The following is a 14,836-nucleotide window of genomic DNA, read 5'->3' as shown; positions in this document are numbered from 1 at the left end:
CGCTCAGGCTGCCAGCATCAAACCGTGTACGGTGCGCACAACATCACCGACGGTACGGACTTGCTTGAACTCTTCCGGCTTGATTTTCTTGCCGGTGATTTCCTGCAATTTGATCACCAGATCGACAGCGTCGATGCTGTCCAGATCCAGATCCTGATACAGGTTGCTGTCGAGCGTGACCTCGGACGGATCGACTTCAAAAGTTTCCTGCAGAATGGTTTTCAGCGTCGCCAGAATTTCATTTTCGGTATTCATGATCTCGCCCCCTTACTGCGCCGCCCGATGCGAAGCGATGAACTTCGACAGATTGGCCACCGAGCGGAAATGCTCTTTGTTCTGGCTGTTGCTGGCGTCGAGTTTGACCTGGTATTTTTTCTGAATCGCAACGCCAAGTTCCAGCGCGTCAATCGAGTCCAGCCCCAGTCCGTCGACAAACAGCGGCGCTTCGCTGTCGATGTCTTCCGGCGTCATGTCTTCGAGCGCCAGCGTGTCAATGATCAGGTGTTTCAATTCAAGTTCTAAGGTATTCATGGGGCCATTACTTCCTTCGCAAAGTACTGCTGCAGCGAACGTGTTAACTGTCGAGCGGCAAGCGGCTTTTCCAGCATTTCAGGCAGGAAATCCGCCGCGGAGCAGCTCGGTTTGACTTCCAGGCGAACGTGAAAACGTCGCTCCGGAATTTGGTACCAGCGCTTGTCCTTGGTCAGTGACGGCGGGTTGCAGGTCAACACCACCGGCAGGATCGGCGCTTTGGAATGCAGCGCGATATGTGACGCGCCACGTTGGAAACTCATCGGTTGGCCCGGCGTCGTGCGCGTGCCTTCCGGAAAAATAATCAGCGGTCGCTGGGTCGCCAGCACCGCATCACAATCGCGCACCAGTTGTTCAGCATTGCGATTGGGAATGTAACCCGCGGCGCGAATGACGCCGCCAAATCCTTTGTGTTGCCAGAGGCTTTCCTTGACAATGCAATCGGCGCGCGGCATCAGGCTGATCATCAACACCACATCAATCAGCGTTGGATGATTGGCCAGCACCAGCACACCGCCGGCGTGGCGCAGCTTTTCAGCGTTGTGCAGCTCCACTGACATGACGCCGAGAAATTTCATTTGTCCGATAAAAAAACGAAACGCGTTATGAATGACCAGCTGAATTTTGTCGCGGCGCTTGATCGGATCGCGTTCGAATATCCGTATGAACGGAAAGGCGGTCACTGTCAGCAGCAGACCGCCCACGCTGAAACTGAGGAAACACCAGCCGGTGGCCAGCACCCGCCAGTAATAATTCAATCGCTGCATATACTGAACTGAAACAACCGTCCTCAACACCGTCGTGGACGGTAGATCGTTTGCCCGCTGAGGCCCGGCGTCACGGCCGTGGAGCCCCGGTTCGAACAAATTTTGACCAGGATTTTTTCGGATGGGCAATGCTAACGGCAGCGCCTCTATCAAACAACTTATTTTTTGCTTGGCTTTTGTCAGCAAATTTTTCGGGCAATGACCCGCTGCCAAGGCATTTGGTCATGTAGTTCCAAAAGCTCGAAGCCATGTTGCGCAAGCCAACTGGATTTCTCGCGCTGATGCCAAGCCGCGACGAAGGGTTCGTGCATGCGCTGGGCCATCAGCCGGAAATACCAGCCGCGCCAACCAAAGCGTCGCAACACCGTTTTCAGCGGCAGCTCAAGCTGGGTTGGTGATGGCTCGATCCAGGCCAGCATGCCGTTCGGTCTCAGTATGCGCTGCGCTTCCATCAGCACCTTGTCGCCATGCCGTGGCGGAATTTCATGAAACACGAAACAAGCAGCCAGCGCGTCGAAGCTGGTATCGGCAAAACCGGTCTGTTCGGCGACGCCATGTTTGAGCTTCAGATTCGGGTGTTGCCGCGCCGCCAATTGCAATAGATAAGGAGACGGCTCCAAGCCCCACACTTCAGGGATGCCGACCTGCAGCAGGCTACCGGACAAATGGCCGCCCCCGGCGCCGAGATCGAGCACGCGCGAGCAGTCTTTCAGCTTGTCTGCCAAGGCCTGCCGGGCCCGGCGCAGCTCGCCGAGCATGACATGGTCAAACGAGCGGGCATAACCGCTGGCAATGCGTTTCGAATAATTGCCGTTCGGCAAATGGTGGAATTCCTGAAATAGATACTTCGGAAAATCGGCCGTCATCGCCTGCAAGGCTTCCGGCATTTGCAGCCGGCGGGTCTGACCGCGCAGCAAGCCCCAGAACAGCCGCAGCAAACCGCCGGGCTGACGCCAACTGAGCCTATCCGGCCAGGCATCCGGCAGCTCCGCTTCACGCCAATGCGCCGCTTCATCGGCCGGCATCGCCGCATTGATCATCGCGGTGTCGTTCATGTTCCAACTCTACTCAGACGCCAGATGCCCTGCTCGGCCGGGAAATGTTGCTCACGATCTGCGCCAAGCAGGACTTTCAGCATCACTTCGGCCGGCGAGCCCTCTGTCGCCTCACCCGCTTCTCTGTTGAGTTGCCATTGCGCGGCGCTACGATCGACGACGACACCAAGCGCCAGTGCCGGCGCTTCGCCCTGTTGGTAATCGGCATAACGCTCTGGCAACAACTCTTCGGCATAGACCACGGCGACCCGTTCTGCGCGATGGCTGTTGACTCGGGCGACAGCATCGGTCAGCGCCATGACAAAAGTATCGCGACCGGCGGCAATCGCGTTCATCGGCGCCTGTGTGCCGCTGGCGATTGAAAACAGGCCGGCGCCGGTATTGTGCACTGACAGGCTGAATGCCATCGGCGACAGCGGTTCATTTTTCGCGATATCGACCAGTAACTGCACAGTCGTCTGCAGCTCGCCGTGACGTGAGGCAAACACCCAGGCATCAATGGCCTGACGCTCGGCCAGAGGCTTTGCCACTTGCAACATCAAGCGCGACAAAAACGACAGGCGCCGACGCAGCATAGGATTGACCCAGGACAGCGCCGGTTTGTCGCTGATCGGCGGTAGCGTTTCACCGGCCGCCCAGCGCTGCCAGCTCGCATGGTCTTCGGCAAAAGGCGCCCAGGCCTGCCAATCGGCAATGGCGAAATTCAACATGGATAAAACTCTTTCAGATTCATACCGCTTACCGAAACCCCATCGCCTGCACGGCGGTAAAACGCTTCAGCCGGGGAAAGCTGTCTAGCAATGACAGGCTTAGCGCCCGCGTTGTCGTCAGCAATGGATGGCGATTGGAAAACAGCTGCACCAGGCCATGAGTGACGTCCTGAACATGCTGGCTGTCCGCCAGGCGGCTATCGATAAAGGTTTGCAGCGCAGCCGGTTGTTGCCAGTCGGCACTCGCCTTCAATTGTTGCTGCAGCCAATCGGCGAACGCCATCAAATCACGCAAGGCCAAGTTGAAGCCCTGACCAGCAATCGGGTGCAGCATCGTTGCGGCATTACCCATCAACAGCAGCCGGCCCTGCCGGCGCAGCGGCGAACGGACGCGCGCCAATGGGAACACCGTTCGCTCGCCGATACGGCGTATCGCGCCGAGGCGCCAACCAAACGCTTTTTGCAACTTGGCTATCAACGCCGGTTCCGACAGTGCCTGCATGGCTTCGGCATCACCCGGCGACAAGGTCCAGACCAACGACAAACGGTTGCGGGTCAGCGGCAGCAGCGCCAGCGGTCCGGTTTCGGTGAAGCGTTCAAAGGCCCGGTCGCGATGCGGCTCACTGGTTTCAATATTGGCGATCAGCGCGCTCTGCCGGTAATCGAAACGCTCGACCGGCAGCCCGGCCAAGACTCGCAGGCTCGATGGCCCACCATCAGCGGCCAGTACGACACCACCTCTGACTATTTGCGTCTGACCGGACTGTGCCAGTACCAGCTCGACACCATCGACCTGCTGACTCAGCGCCGTGACGTTGCTATGACTCACGTGGGTCAAACGCGGTTGATGGCTGATCGCCTGCCACAGCGCCTGACCGAGCATGCGTAATTCAACGACCTGACCGAACGCGGCAAAGCCAAGCTCGACAGCATCAAGCGCACAGCGACCGAACTGGCCTTGATCGGAAACATGGATATGGCCAATCGGGTTGGCATCGTGAGAAATGGCCGACCAGATACCGAGCGCATCCAGCAACTGCCGGCTGACCTCGCTCAAGGCCAGCGCCCGATCATCAAAATGCGGCGCTTGCGCGACCGGTGCCGGCTGGCTGTCGACCAGCAGGATCTGCAGCGGCGTAGTGCGCAACGCCCGCGCCAGCGCCAAGCCAGTCAGACCGCCGCCGACGATGATCAAATCGTAGTGCTGCACCGTCATCGACTCAGCCGGCTTTCGCCATCAGCGTTTCAATTTCGTCGGCGTTTTTCGGCACACCATGAGTCAGCACTTCGTGACCTGTTTTGGTCACCAGCACATCGTCCTCGATGCGGATGCCGATACCCCAGAATTTCTTCGGCAGGCCCTTGGTGCCCGGCGCGAAATACAGGCCCGGCTCAACGGTCATGACCATGCCTGGCTCCAGCACCCGCGGCTGATTGTCGATTTGGTAATCGCCGACATCATGGACATCAAGCCCCAGCCAATGCCCGGTCTTGTGCATGTAGTAAGGCTTGTAGGCTTCAGCCTCGACCAGCTCGCTGACCTTGCCTTTCAGCACGCCCAGATCGACCAAGCCCTGCGTCAGCACTTTCACGGCCGTGTCGTGGATTTTGTTCCAGGTATTGCCCGGTTTGATTTGCTCAATCGCGGCCAATTGCGCTTTCAACACCCAGTCGTAAACCTTGCGCTGCAGTGGCGTGAACTTGCCATTGATGGGAAAAGTGCGGGTGATATCGGAGGCGTACCACTGGTATTCGGCACCGGCGTCAATCAACAGCAGCTCACCATCTTTCAACGCCATGTTGTTTTCGACGTAGTGCAGGATGCAGGCATTCTCGCCGCCGGCGACGATGCTGTTGTAGGCAGCGTAGCGAGCGCCATGTTTGCCGAATTCATGCAGCAACTCGTTCTCGACCTGGTCTTCGGTCATACCCGGTTTGGTCGTGCGCATTGCCCGCTTGTGGCCTTCGGCGGCGGCATGAGCGGCCTGCTTCATCAGCTTGATTTCGGCAGCCTCTTTGAATAGCCGCATATCGTGCAGGGCATGGCGCAGATCGATGATCTCGCCCGGTGCATGCACGCCTTTTTTCACTTGCGCCCTGAGCGTGTTGATCCAGGCCATCACATGATTGTCGAACTCATGGTTCTGGCCCATCGCGTAATGAATGCGTTCGCGACCTTCCATCAGGTGCGGCAGGATTTCGTCGATATCATCAATCGGAAACGCGTCATCAAAACCAAACTCGGTCGCGGCCCGAGCCGGACCATAGCGACGGCCATGCCAGGTTTCGGCGGTCGGGTCGCGATCCTGACAGAACAGCACCTGCTCGCCCTGCTCGCGGCCGGGGATCAGCACCAGCACCGCGTTCGGCTCCGGAAAGCCGGTCAGGTAGGCAAAATCGCTGTCCTGACGGAACAGGTAATGGGTGTCGCGCGAACGCACCACTTCTTTCGCCGACGGCACAATGGCGATGCTGCCTTTGCCGATCTGGCTCATCAGCCGGCGACGGCGGCGCTGGAAATCTTTGGCTTTCAACATGGCAACCTGCTGCGTAACGGTTCAAACGACGGGCCCGACCGGGCGCCGGGCGACATGCTACCTTGTGCGCGCCGTCATTGCATGCCCCAACCCGCCACACTATAGTTAGCGCGTTGTTTTACTGCCACTGCCACGCCAATGAGCCAAGCTGACATGCAAAAACTGGAATCTCAGCTCGACGAGCTTCTGGCCCAGTACCAACAATTAAAAAGCGACAACGCCCAGCTGCGCGCCCGCACGGCCGAACTGGTTGCTGAGCGCAACCGCCTGCTGGAAAAGAACGAATTGGCCAGTCACAAGGTCGAAGCGATGCTGGTCCGGCTGCGCGGCCTGGAGCTGAAGAAATGAAACAACTGACGATCCGGCTGCTCGACCGGGAAATGAAAGTGGCGGTGCCGGAAGATCAGAGCGACAGCCTGCTGCAAGCGGCCCGCAACCTCGATGCCCGGCTACGTGAATTGCGCGACGGCAACAAAGTCGCTGGCTTGGAACGTATCGCGCTACTGGTGGCACTGGATCTATCGCATGAATTGTTGCTGCAACAAGGCGGCCAGGTGCAAAACGCCGAGCTCAGTCATCGCCTGCAACGGATGCAGGAAAAAATTGACGCGACCTTGGCCAGCAACCGACAATTGGAACTGAATTAACTCTCTCCTGACTGATGTCGCGACAGCGACCTGGTCAGGCCCTGAAATCGCGTTCGCGCCCGAGTCCAGTCCGGGCGCTTCCTGCAGTGTTCGATAGCGGCGTTATGTCCTTGAGCCGATATTCGTCACTACCGGCGAGTATGCGTCGTCTGGTGTTGTGCAAGTCCGTTTCGACCGGAAAGCCTGATCCAGTGCCATGCTTGCCACCTTGGAGCCTAGGGTTCCAGGGCTACACCCGCAACGGCACAGGTGGGAAGCGTCTTTTAATTTCGGCTAAACAGCCCCCTCTATGACTTCGACGATAAACCAACAAAAAGCGGCGATACGAAGTCAGATGCGCAGCAAGCGCCGGAGCTTGAGCGCCAGCGAAAAGCTGATTGCTGCCGAACGCTTCAGCGGCCGCGCGCTGCGCGACTCAGCAATACGCCGGGCCCGACACATTGCCATTTATCTCGCCTTTGATGGCGAACTGGATCTGTCGATTCTGACCGATGCACTGCTGGCCGAAGGCAAAGCCGTTTACCTGCCTGTGCTCAGCCGTTTCACGCCGCCGCGCCTGCGTTTCACCCGTTACCAGCCCGGCATGGCCATGCGGCCAAACCGCTACGGCATTCCGGAGCCGGTGCGTCGGCAGTTCAAACCTTTGCGCGAATTGGATGTCGTGCTGATGCCGCTGACCGCATTCGACGCCCATGGCGGCCGGCTCGGTATGGGCGGCGGTTTCTACGACCGAACCTTTCCGGTGCGCACGATGGGCAGTTTCGAGAAACCGAAATTGATTGGCGTTGCCTATCGCTGGCAGCAGGTCGAGGTGCTGCCGGTTGAGGCGCACGATCGGCGTGTGCACCGGGTGCTGACCGACTAGAAGCCACCTCAAAAATGCCTGGAGCTCGGCGAGGTGCGCGAATGCGGTGCTCGGAAAAATTCGCCGGGAGCGAATTTTCGTGTAACCCGAAGGGTGAACCACATGGATGTGGTGAGCAGTCCTTATTTACTACCTGTAAACTCCGGTTCCTCCGCCCCTATTCGCGCACCTCGCTGTCGCCCGGACTATTTTTGAGATGGCTTCTAGAAATTGCAGGCAATAAAAAACCGGACCATCGGAGAAACGATGTTCCGGTTTTGTTATTTCGGCACCCCAATCAGCGTGCGCTAAGACTGACGTCCTGGCTAGTCGCTGCCGCAAATCCCGTTGCTACCTGAGCTGAACCCTCAGGCGCTGAGTCCATCAGCACTGAGCTGGCTATCACACCAACGAGGAGCACGATCGCGAGAACCCATAACAGGTCCGGTTTACGCTTGATCATGACTCCAACCCACCCTCACTTCTTGGCAAAGCTTACAAAGCCGTACCTTGTTCTTTGTTGTTGACTTCACTGTCGGACCATACGACTTATCCGAGCAGTGAGTATGCGACTGTACACGTGTGCAATACGGTGATGCAATTCTAATTTCTTGCTTTTTTTATCCATTTCGGCTAGCGGAATTTCGTCACGAAAACGTCATGATTTGCCGTGTTTTTTAGCGCAGAACACGATATATGGTGTTGCTTATTTTTCAGACAACGACATATGCCCGTTGCCAATCAATATTCATCACCATCACCAGCGCTGAAATCGAAAAATAAATTTGAACAAGGAGAAAATAGTGATGCCACTGGTTCGCCCCCTGAGCCCCGACCACGACCAGGAAGTCGCCGAGCTGGCGACGTTCTTCAACGAAACGCTCGGCTTTTGCCCAAACAGCGTGCTGACCATGCAGCGTCGCCCCGCTATCGCCAAAGCCTTTATCGAGCTGAACAAGGCGGTAATGAAAAACGAAGGCCGGGTGAGCAGCGAACAGAAGCGGCTGATCGGCTACCTGACCTCAGCCAATGCCGGCTGCCGCTACTGCCAGGCTCATACGATACTGGCCGCGCACCGCTACGGCGGCAGCGACGAGCGACTGGAAAATATCTGGGCGTTTCGCGACAGCCCGCTCTATACCGAAGCCGAAAAAGCGGCGTTCGAATTCGCGCTGGCCGCCTCAAGCGTACCGAATGCCGTCGACGAAACGATTCAGGCCAGCTTGCGCGCGCATTGGGACGATGGCGAAATCGTCGAAATCCTTGGCGTCGTCGCACTGTTTGGGTACCTGAACCGCTGGAATGACAGCATGGGCACTACCTTAGAGGACGACGCTGAGCAGGCTGGTAAGCGTTGGTTGGGCGCAAGCGGCTGGCAGCGTGGTAAACACCAGTAGTCGATATGCGCCGGGGCCGCAAAACGGCCGAATTGTTTGTCCAGTTTTTTGTCGTAAGTGATGCCATCGGTTTGGCATGCTGAACCGGTGGCTAACGGAGCACTGATGATGAACACCGCACTCGCTTTCAACGATGAATACTGGCAAGCCTTTGTTGCCGCTGACGCCGATTATGACGGCCTGTTCTGGGTTGGCGTCGAAACGACCGGTATTTTCTGCCGACCGTCCTGTCGGGCTCGCAAACCACTGAAGCAGAATTGCCAGGTGTTCGATGCCAGCGAGCAGGCGCTGGAAGCCGGCTTTCGACCCTGCAAGCGCTGCAAGCCGGAACTGTTGGCACACGAACATCCTCGCTGGGTACAGCGGGTACTGAACGCATTGCATGAGCATCCAGAGCACCGCCTGAAGGACGAGGACGTTGCCGCGCTGCATGTCTCGCCGGTGCGCTTGCGTCGTTATTTTCATCGCCGTTATCAATGCACCTTTCAGCAATGGCAGCGTCAGCAGCGGGTCAGCATTACGAGCCAAAAAATGCGCGAAGGGGCTCGCTTGAGTGAAGCCGTTACCGGCTTTCAAAGTGAAGGAGGCTATCGGGCGGCGCTGAAAAAGTTGATCGATGCACCGAACCAGCACAGCAGCACAGTCATGGCCATTCAACACTTGAGCACGCCGCTCGGCGATATGCTGGCCGGTGTCATTGATGGCCAATTGGTGCTGCTGGAATTTGTTGTCAAACAGCGCCATCTGCGCCAATTGAAAATTGCCCGGCGCTTATTTCAAGCCAGCCTGATCGAACAGCGCAGCGCCCTGCATGAAACCCTGCAACAACAACTGAATGAGTATTTCGCCGGCACACGGAAAAATTTTTCCATTCCGCTGCAAACACCCGGCACCGAATTCCAGCAAAAAGTCTGGCAGCAATTGCAGGCGATTCCTTATGGCGAAACCCGCGCCTATCAGGCGCTGGCAGAAAACGTGGGAGTTGCCGGCGCCAGTCGCGCGGTCGGCACCGCCAATGGCGCCAATCGCATTGCGATTCTGGTGCCCTGTCATCGAGTCATCAACAAATCCGGCAATCTTGGCGGTTATGGAGGCGGCCTGCGGCGCAAGTCGCAGTTGTTGGCATTGGAACGCGAAGGCCACGTTAAGTAGGGTCTGGTCAAGCTCCGGTGAACACGGCACACTGCGGCGACAATAAGGACATGGAGCAAACTGAATGGATGCCTCTCGCGCGATGGCTGACAGCCCGATGGTTTCTTACCCGCGCTATCACAGTCTGGACTTGATTCGCGGTGTTGCCGTGCTGGCAATTCTGATCGTCAACATCTGGGCTTTTGCGATGCCGCTGGCCGCTTACGCCAATCCCCCGGTCTGGGGCGACTTGACTGGCGCCAATAAAACCGCCTGGCTGCTCAGCTATGTGCTGGTGCAGGAAAAATTCATCACGATTTTTTCGATCATGTTCGGTGCCGGTGTCACGCTGTTTGCCGAGCACGCCGAAAGCAAAGGTCAACCAGCCGCCAGCCTGCATTACCGGCGCATGGCGACGCTGCTGTTGTTCGGATTGATTCACGCCTACGGCATCTGGTCCGGCGATGTGCTGGTGGCTTACGCGATACTCGGCATGATCGTTTACTGGTTTCTGCCGCTGCGTTCGCGCGGCATTTTGCTCAGCGCCAGTGTGCTGGTGGCGATCAGTCTGTTGCTGATTCTGCTGTTCGGTTTTTCGATGCAAAAAATGCCGGCCGAAGATCTGGCCGAGATGCGTAACTTCTGGTCGCCGAGTCAGGAAGCCATCACTCAGGAGCTTGCCAGTCTGCGCGCCGATTACCTGAGCCAGATCCCGGTAAGAGCGAAAAACACCTTTGAATTGCAGACGATGGTCTTCAGCTTTTACAGCTTTCGTTTGCTGGCCCATATGTTGATTGGCGTCTGGCTTTATCGCAGCGGTTTTCTGGCAGGTAGGCTCAATGACAGCGCGTATGTCGGCGTCATGCTGGCCGGTTTCGGTATCGGTTTGCCGATGGCCTATACCGGCGCCAATCAATTGCTGGTGCACGATTTTGCCTTTGATTACGCGATGGGTACCGGCCAGCTCTGGAACAATATCGGTTCGCTGCTGATGGCGTTTGGCTACATGAGTTTGTTTTTGCTGTGGCATCGCCGTGGCGGCCTGAACGCGGTTCGCCGGGCGCTGGAAAATGCTGGCCGAATGGCATTCACGATTTATCTCAGCAGCAGCATCATCTGTTCACTGATTTTCTATGGCCATGGTCTTGGCCTGATGGGACAGATGGAACGTTGGCAGCAGTTGGTGCTGGCGCTGACCATCTGTTTGCTGCTAACGGTGTTCGCGGCATTCTGGCTGCAGCACTACAAACAAGGGCCGCTGGAGGCGTTATGGCGCCGGCTGACCTATGGCCGCCGCGCTTCGTCAACAATTCCGCACAGCGTTCAAGACAAGCCGGGCCTGAATCCGTAACATAGCTGGCACCTGCGCCGGTCCTGTGTTGAGCATGGCTGGCGATTTTCGTGGACAGCGGGTTGTGGCGTGATTCGATTTTCGGAAATCAGCAAGCGTTATGAGAGTGGCCATGAAGCCCTGCGACGCTTGAGCTTTGAACTGCAGGAAGGCGAAATGGCTTTCCTGACCGGCCATTCCGGCGCCGGCAAATCAACGGTACTGAGATTGATTGCCTTGATGGAGCGGCCAACGCAAGGCCAGCTCTGGATCGGCGGTCAGAACCTGACCCGTATCCATCGCCGCGGCATTCCGTATGTGCGCCGGCAAATCGGCATGATTTTCCAGGACCACCGCTTATTGTTTGATCGCTCGGTATTCGACAATGTCGCGCTGCCGCTGGTGATCGCCGGTTTTCCGCATCGGGAAATCGGCAAGCGGGTGCGCGCCGCGCTCGATATGGTCGGGCTGTTATCAAAAGAAAAAAACAAACCGATCATGCTCTCCGGTGGTGAACAACAACGCGTCGGCATCGCCCGCGCCGTGGTCAACCGACCGCCGATTCTGCTTGCCGACGAACCGACCGGTAACCTCGACCCGCAATTATCGGCCGAGATCATGGGCCTGTTCGCGAAATTCAATCAGGTCGGTTGCACCGTGTTAATTGCTTCGCACGATCTGGATTTGATCGAGGCGATGGGCAAACGCATCATCAGTTTGAAAAACGGCTTGCTGCAACGCGATGGCGCGGAGGTGTTTGATGTCTGAACCACGCGATAGCGGCGCCGTGTTTGCCCGCCCAAGTTGGCAGTCGCGTTTTCGCATGTGGCTGCTCGGCCACCGCGAAGACAGTAAACGCAGCCTGCACGAATTGTTGCGCACGCCGCTGAACACCTTGCTGACCATTTTGGTCATCGCCGTCGCTGTGGCGCTACCAACCGGTCTGCAGGTGTTGCTGAAAAACGCCGAACAAGTCGCCGGCAGTTTTCAGGGCTCTAGCCAAATCACCTTGTATTTGAAACTCGATTTGCCGGAAGCCAAAGGCTATCAACTGACGCAAGAGTTAAAGCGCGACAACGACATCGCCACGGCGACGTTCCAAACTCGCGAAGAAAGTCTGTTGGAATTCAAAACGCTGTCCGGTTTTGGCGATGCGCTCGACTATCTCGAAGACAATCCACTACCAGCCGTGATCACCGTGCAGCCAACGCAGCTGGCCAGCACACCGGAAGCCGCGGAAAAATTGTTGAAGCGTCTGCGCGCGTTACCGGAAGTCGAAGAAGCCCAGCTCGATTTGGCCTGGCTCAGAAGGCTTTATGCGCTGATGTCGGTCGGCGAGCGCATCGCGACAGCACTGGCCATCGGCTTGGGCCTGGCCGTTATCCTGATCATCGGCAACACCATTCGCCTCGCGATTGAAAATCGCCGCGCCGAGATCGAAGTGATCAAACTGGTCGGTGCCACCGACTCGTTTATCCGTCGGCCGTTTATGTACTCGGGTATCTGGTTCGGGCTGCTCGGTGGGCTGATGGCGACTATCCTGGTCACCGCGACGATTTGGTGGTTGGACGATCCGGTCCGTGAGCTCGCCGGGCTTTATCAATCCAGCTATCAGGTCAAAGGTCTGGGATTCACTGACAGCCTGCGGGTGCTGCTGTTCGCGACCTTACTGGGCCTTGGCGGCTCGATTGTCTCGGTCAATCGCCATCTGAAGGATATCGAACCGCGCTGAAGCGCAACCATGGGTTCTACACTTAGGCAACCGCTTCAATGCGACCGCCTGAGGAAACGCGAACAACATGGATTGGCTGAAACGCCGTTTGGAACCCCTGCGCCAGTGGCTGCCTTTTTTGCCGGCAGTCAATCAGGTGGCGGAGATCCAGTCCGGCATGGTGCGTCCCGCCGAGCTGCAATGGCATTTGGCCGAGCAGCTGGAAGCCTTGCCTGAACGACTGCAACAAGCACTGCAAGTCGAGCCGCTGGCCGCCGGTGACTCGCGCTTTGTCGGGCGGGAAAAGGCCATCGAGCAACTGCAAAAAAGCCTTGATGACTGGCAGCGTGAACGGCCATCGCTGACCGCCATCATCGCGCCCAATGGCGCCGGCATGACTAGCCTGATTAACCAAGTACGTGGCAGCCTGCCGTCGCAACAAAAATCGTATTACCTGAGCCTGGCGCAGCGTTTCCTTGAAACCGATGACGTCATGGCTTTGTTCAACAGCTTATTCAAACTGCCGAGAGCGGCAGAAAACATCGACGACCTGATTGTGCTGGTCAATGACCAGCCGCGCGCCATCGTTTTCATCGACGACGGCCATATGCTGCTGGCCCGGCGCATGGGCGCCAAGACGGCACTGGAAGCCTTCATGGCGGTGCTGGTTGCCAGTCAGAAACAACACTGCTGGATCATCGCCTGTGCCAACCAGGCGTGGCGGCGGCTGGTGTTCACCCACCAACTCGATCGGTATATGCAGCGCCAGATCGAACTCGATTATTTGAGCGAGTCGGAGTTCGTCGAGGCCATCGAACAACGCCTGCCGGACGGGCAGTTCCCGTGGGCAGAGCGGGAAAACAAAAAAGAAGACGAGGACGACCCGCTGCCCGACATGCTGAAGCCGATTTACAAGCTATGCAGCGGCCAAATCGAACTGGGATTGTTCTTCCTGGCCGATGCCCTGAGCGTTAACGACAAGCAGCAACTTTGTCTGGAAAAACTGGCTGTGCTCGACGTCAACGGCCTCGGCGGCAGTGATGTCGAGGAGCAATTCACGCTGGCGGAGATTTTTCTGCACGGCGGCCTGACCGAGTTGGAGCATCGGCACATGTTCCGCTTGAGCAGAGAACAAAGCTTGTTGCGTCTGGACCGCCTGCACCGGCTCGGTGTGCTGACGCTAAGCCGGACGCCGGGCGCCGAAACCAGCAACCGTTATCGACTGAATCCGCTGCTAACCCAGGCCACGGTCAAACAACTGGAACACAGCAACCGGCTATATTGAAGCGATTGACGATAGGGCATCAATAAACCGCCCATCGGGAGGCAAACATGGAAGAAAAAGTCATCGAGCAATTCTTTGAATTGCTGTCATGGCGCAAGCTGCTCAACACCGCAGCCGTGCTAATCGTTACCTGGCTGGTGCTGATTGTGCTGGAAAAGGCGGTTTCCCTTCTGGCCGAACGCTTTCCGCGTTACCGGCAAGTGCCCAATCGCTTCTATCCGCTAGCGCGGGTGTTCATTTGGGGGGTGATCACGATTTTCGTCATCGTCGTGATTCTCGACCCACCGGATACCGTGCTGTTCACGCTGCTTGGATCCACTGGCCTGGCGATCGGTCTGGCGGCCCAGGACGGGCTGCGCAATATGTTGGCCGGATTGATGATCATGTTCAATCCGCCATACCGGGTCGGCGACATGATCGAGCTGGCCGGTCATTACGGCGAGGTGATCAAGCTCGACTGGAGCGTCACCTGGCTGCGCACTTTCGATGACAGCGTGGTCATGGTGCCGAACGGCGAAATCCTGAAAAACACCGTTTCCAACAGCAGCGCGGGTTCGCTCGATGAGCTGGTCAAAGTGGAAATTGATATTCCGGTTCAGGCAGATCACCATCAGGCCATCGCACTGGCCAAGGAAGCGGCAGCCTGCTCGCCTTACGTATACCTGAAGAAACCTATCATCGTGATAACCAGCACCCGCTATGAATTCGGCCGGCCGCTGGTACGCTTGACACTCAAAACCTATGTCATGGATGTGCGGCTGGAACGGCGCTTTGCCAGCGATATCACCGAGCGGGTGCTTGATGCCTATAAGGAAGCTGGCATCCTGCCCTCACTGGCAGCCTGAAGCGGGCTTTGATCAAAGTTTGTTACCAATCGGATTTGGAACTTCG

At 57.4% G+C, this 14,836-nt stretch carries 17 protein-coding genes and 1 other RNA gene; 11 read left to right on the top strand and 7 right to left on the bottom strand.

Features of this window, described 5'->3' with window-relative positions; genetic code table 11:
- Positions 1-3 precede the first annotated feature (3 nt).
- The 7 genes from E2H98_RS11780 to pepP form a co-directional block, all read right to left on the bottom strand.
- A complete protein-coding gene (locus E2H98_RS11780) occupies positions 4-255 on the bottom strand; it encodes an acyl carrier protein (RefSeq protein ID WP_133593308.1) in 252 nt (83 codons plus the stop codon).
- 12 nt (positions 256-267) lie between these two features.
- Positions 268-531: a phosphopantetheine-binding protein gene (locus E2H98_RS11775; protein WP_133593306.1), complete on the bottom strand. Its 264-nt coding sequence runs from the start codon at positions 529-531 to the stop codon at positions 268-270.
- Complete coding sequence (locus E2H98_RS11770; protein ID WP_133593304.1) at positions 528-1,298, bottom strand: lysophospholipid acyltransferase family protein; 771 nt, start codon at positions 1,296-1,298, stop codon at positions 528-530. The genes E2H98_RS11775 and E2H98_RS11770 overlap by 4 nt, the downstream gene beginning before the upstream one ends.
- Before the next feature lie 179 nt (positions 1,299-1,477).
- Entirely contained in the window at positions 1,478-2,353 is an 876-nt protein-coding gene (locus E2H98_RS11765; RefSeq protein ID WP_133593302.1) for a class I SAM-dependent methyltransferase, read from the bottom strand.
- A complete protein-coding gene (locus tag E2H98_RS11760) occupies positions 2,350-3,063 on the bottom strand; it encodes a beta-ketoacyl synthase chain length factor (protein ID WP_133593300.1) in 714 nt (237 codons plus the stop codon). The genes E2H98_RS11765 and E2H98_RS11760 overlap by 4 nt, the downstream gene beginning before the upstream one ends.
- A 28-nt stretch (positions 3,064-3,091) precedes the next feature.
- A complete protein-coding gene (gene ubiH, locus E2H98_RS11755; protein WP_133593298.1) occupies positions 3,092-4,279 on the bottom strand; it encodes a 2-octaprenyl-6-methoxyphenyl hydroxylase in 1,188 nt (395 codons plus the stop codon).
- A 4-nt stretch (positions 4,280-4,283) separates the two neighbouring features.
- Positions 4,284-5,600: a Xaa-Pro aminopeptidase gene (pepP, locus tag E2H98_RS11750; protein WP_133593296.1), complete on the bottom strand. Its 1,317-nt coding sequence runs from the start codon at positions 5,598-5,600 to the stop codon at positions 4,284-4,286.
- A 153-nt stretch (positions 5,601-5,753) separates the two neighbouring features.
- On the opposite strand from pepP, the gene E2H98_RS11745 reads away from it, so the two are divergent.
- The 11 genes from E2H98_RS11745 (at position 5,754) to E2H98_RS11695 (ending at position 14,790) form a co-directional block, all read left to right on the top strand.
- Positions 5,754-5,948 carry a TIGR02449 family protein gene (locus E2H98_RS11745; RefSeq protein ID WP_232475410.1) on the top strand — a complete coding sequence of 65 codons (195 nt, stop codon included), beginning with the start codon at positions 5,754-5,756 and terminating at the stop codon, positions 5,946-5,948.
- Positions 5,945-6,247 (top strand): cell division protein ZapA, encoded by a 303-nt coding sequence (locus E2H98_RS11740; RefSeq protein WP_133593292.1) that lies wholly within the window; start codon positions 5,945-5,947, stop codon positions 6,245-6,247. Before E2H98_RS11745 ends, E2H98_RS11740 begins: the two co-directional genes overlap by 4 nt.
- A 75-nt stretch (positions 6,248-6,322) precedes the next feature.
- Positions 6,323-6,507: non-coding RNA, 6S RNA (ssrS, locus tag E2H98_RS11735), on the top strand.
- A 29-nt stretch (positions 6,508-6,536) separates the two neighbouring features.
- On the top strand, positions 6,537-7,112 hold the full coding sequence (locus E2H98_RS11730) for a 5-formyltetrahydrofolate cyclo-ligase (protein WP_133593291.1): 576 nt from the start codon (positions 6,537-6,539) through the stop codon (positions 7,110-7,112).
- A gap of 785 nt (positions 7,113-7,897) precedes the next feature.
- Positions 7,898-8,488 (top strand): carboxymuconolactone decarboxylase family protein, encoded by a 591-nt coding sequence (locus E2H98_RS11725; RefSeq protein ID WP_133593289.1) that lies wholly within the window; start codon positions 7,898-7,900, stop codon positions 8,486-8,488.
- Positions 8,489-8,593: 105 nt separating this feature from the next.
- Entirely contained in the window at positions 8,594-9,640 is a 1,047-nt protein-coding gene (locus tag E2H98_RS11720; protein ID WP_162848219.1) for a bifunctional transcriptional activator/DNA repair enzyme AdaA, read from the top strand.
- Between the two features lie 64 nt (positions 9,641-9,704).
- A complete protein-coding gene (locus E2H98_RS11715) occupies positions 9,705-10,970 on the top strand; it encodes a DUF418 domain-containing protein (protein WP_133593285.1) in 1,266 nt (421 codons plus the stop codon).
- A gap of 69 nt (positions 10,971-11,039) precedes the next feature.
- Positions 11,040-11,717: a cell division ATP-binding protein FtsE gene (gene ftsE / locus E2H98_RS11710; protein WP_133593283.1), complete on the top strand. Its 678-nt coding sequence runs from the start codon at positions 11,040-11,042 to the stop codon at positions 11,715-11,717.
- A complete protein-coding gene (gene ftsX, locus E2H98_RS11705; RefSeq protein ID WP_157591364.1) occupies positions 11,710-12,681 on the top strand; it encodes a permease-like cell division protein FtsX in 972 nt (323 codons plus the stop codon). The genes ftsE and ftsX overlap by 8 nt, the downstream gene beginning before the upstream one ends.
- Before the next feature lie 67 nt (positions 12,682-12,748).
- Complete coding sequence (locus tag E2H98_RS11700; RefSeq protein ID WP_133593280.1) at positions 12,749-13,945, top strand: ATP-binding protein; 1,197 nt, start codon at positions 12,749-12,751, stop codon at positions 13,943-13,945.
- Between the two features lie 47 nt (positions 13,946-13,992).
- A complete protein-coding gene (locus E2H98_RS11695; RefSeq protein ID WP_133593278.1) occupies positions 13,993-14,790 on the top strand; it encodes a mechanosensitive ion channel family protein in 798 nt (265 codons plus the stop codon).
- Positions 14,791-14,836: the final 46 nt, after the last annotated feature.

The organism is Permianibacter aggregans (genome assembly GCF_009756665.1).
GTDB lineage: Bacteria > Pseudomonadota > Gammaproteobacteria > Enterobacterales > Permianibacteraceae > Permianibacter > Permianibacter aggregans.
This window is presented reverse-complemented; position numbering and strand designations above follow the sequence as displayed.

What these genes read in the sequence shown, in the direction of transcription:
- E2H98_RS11780 (WP_133593308.1), bottom strand. Translation starts at nt 255, where the DNA reads ATGAATACCGAAAATGAAATTCTGGCGACGCTGAAAACCATTCTGCAG.
- E2H98_RS11775 (WP_133593306.1), bottom strand. Translation starts at nt 531, where the DNA reads ATGAATACCTTAGAACTTGAATTGAAACACCTGATCATTGACACGCTG.
- E2H98_RS11770 (WP_133593304.1), bottom strand. Translation starts at nt 1,298, where the DNA reads ATGCAGCGATTGAATTATTACTGGCGGGTGCTGGCCACCGGCTGGTGT.
- E2H98_RS11765 (WP_133593302.1), bottom strand. Translation starts at nt 2,353, where the DNA reads ATGAACGACACCGCGATGATCAATGCGGCGATGCCGGCCGATGAAGCG.
- E2H98_RS11760 (WP_133593300.1), bottom strand. Translation starts at nt 3,063, where the DNA reads ATGTTGAATTTCGCCATTGCCGATTGGCAGGCCTGGGCGCCTTTTGCC.
- ubiH (WP_133593298.1), bottom strand. Translation starts at nt 4,279, where the DNA reads ATGACGGTGCAGCACTACGATTTGATCATCGTCGGCGGCGGTCTGACT.
- pepP (WP_133593296.1), bottom strand. Translation starts at nt 5,600, where the DNA reads ATGTTGAAAGCCAAAGATTTCCAGCGCCGCCGTCGCCGGCTGATGAGC.
- E2H98_RS11745 (WP_232475410.1), top strand. Translation starts at nt 5,754, where the DNA reads ATGCAAAAACTGGAATCTCAGCTCGACGAGCTTCTGGCCCAGTACCAA.
- E2H98_RS11740 (WP_133593292.1), top strand. Translation starts at nt 5,945, where the DNA reads ATGAAACAACTGACGATCCGGCTGCTCGACCGGGAAATGAAAGTGGCG.
- E2H98_RS11730 (WP_133593291.1), top strand. Translation starts at nt 6,537, where the DNA reads ATGACTTCGACGATAAACCAACAAAAAGCGGCGATACGAAGTCAGATG.
- E2H98_RS11725 (WP_133593289.1), top strand. Translation starts at nt 7,898, where the DNA reads ATGCCACTGGTTCGCCCCCTGAGCCCCGACCACGACCAGGAAGTCGCC.
- E2H98_RS11720 (WP_162848219.1), top strand. Translation starts at nt 8,594, where the DNA reads ATGATGAACACCGCACTCGCTTTCAACGATGAATACTGGCAAGCCTTT.
- E2H98_RS11715 (WP_133593285.1), top strand. Translation starts at nt 9,705, where the DNA reads ATGGATGCCTCTCGCGCGATGGCTGACAGCCCGATGGTTTCTTACCCG.
- ftsX (WP_157591364.1), top strand. Translation starts at nt 11,710, where the DNA reads ATGTCTGAACCACGCGATAGCGGCGCCGTGTTTGCCCGCCCAAGTTGG.
- E2H98_RS11700 (WP_133593280.1), top strand. Translation starts at nt 12,749, where the DNA reads ATGGATTGGCTGAAACGCCGTTTGGAACCCCTGCGCCAGTGGCTGCCT.
- E2H98_RS11695 (WP_133593278.1), top strand. Translation starts at nt 13,993, where the DNA reads ATGGAAGAAAAAGTCATCGAGCAATTCTTTGAATTGCTGTCATGGCGC.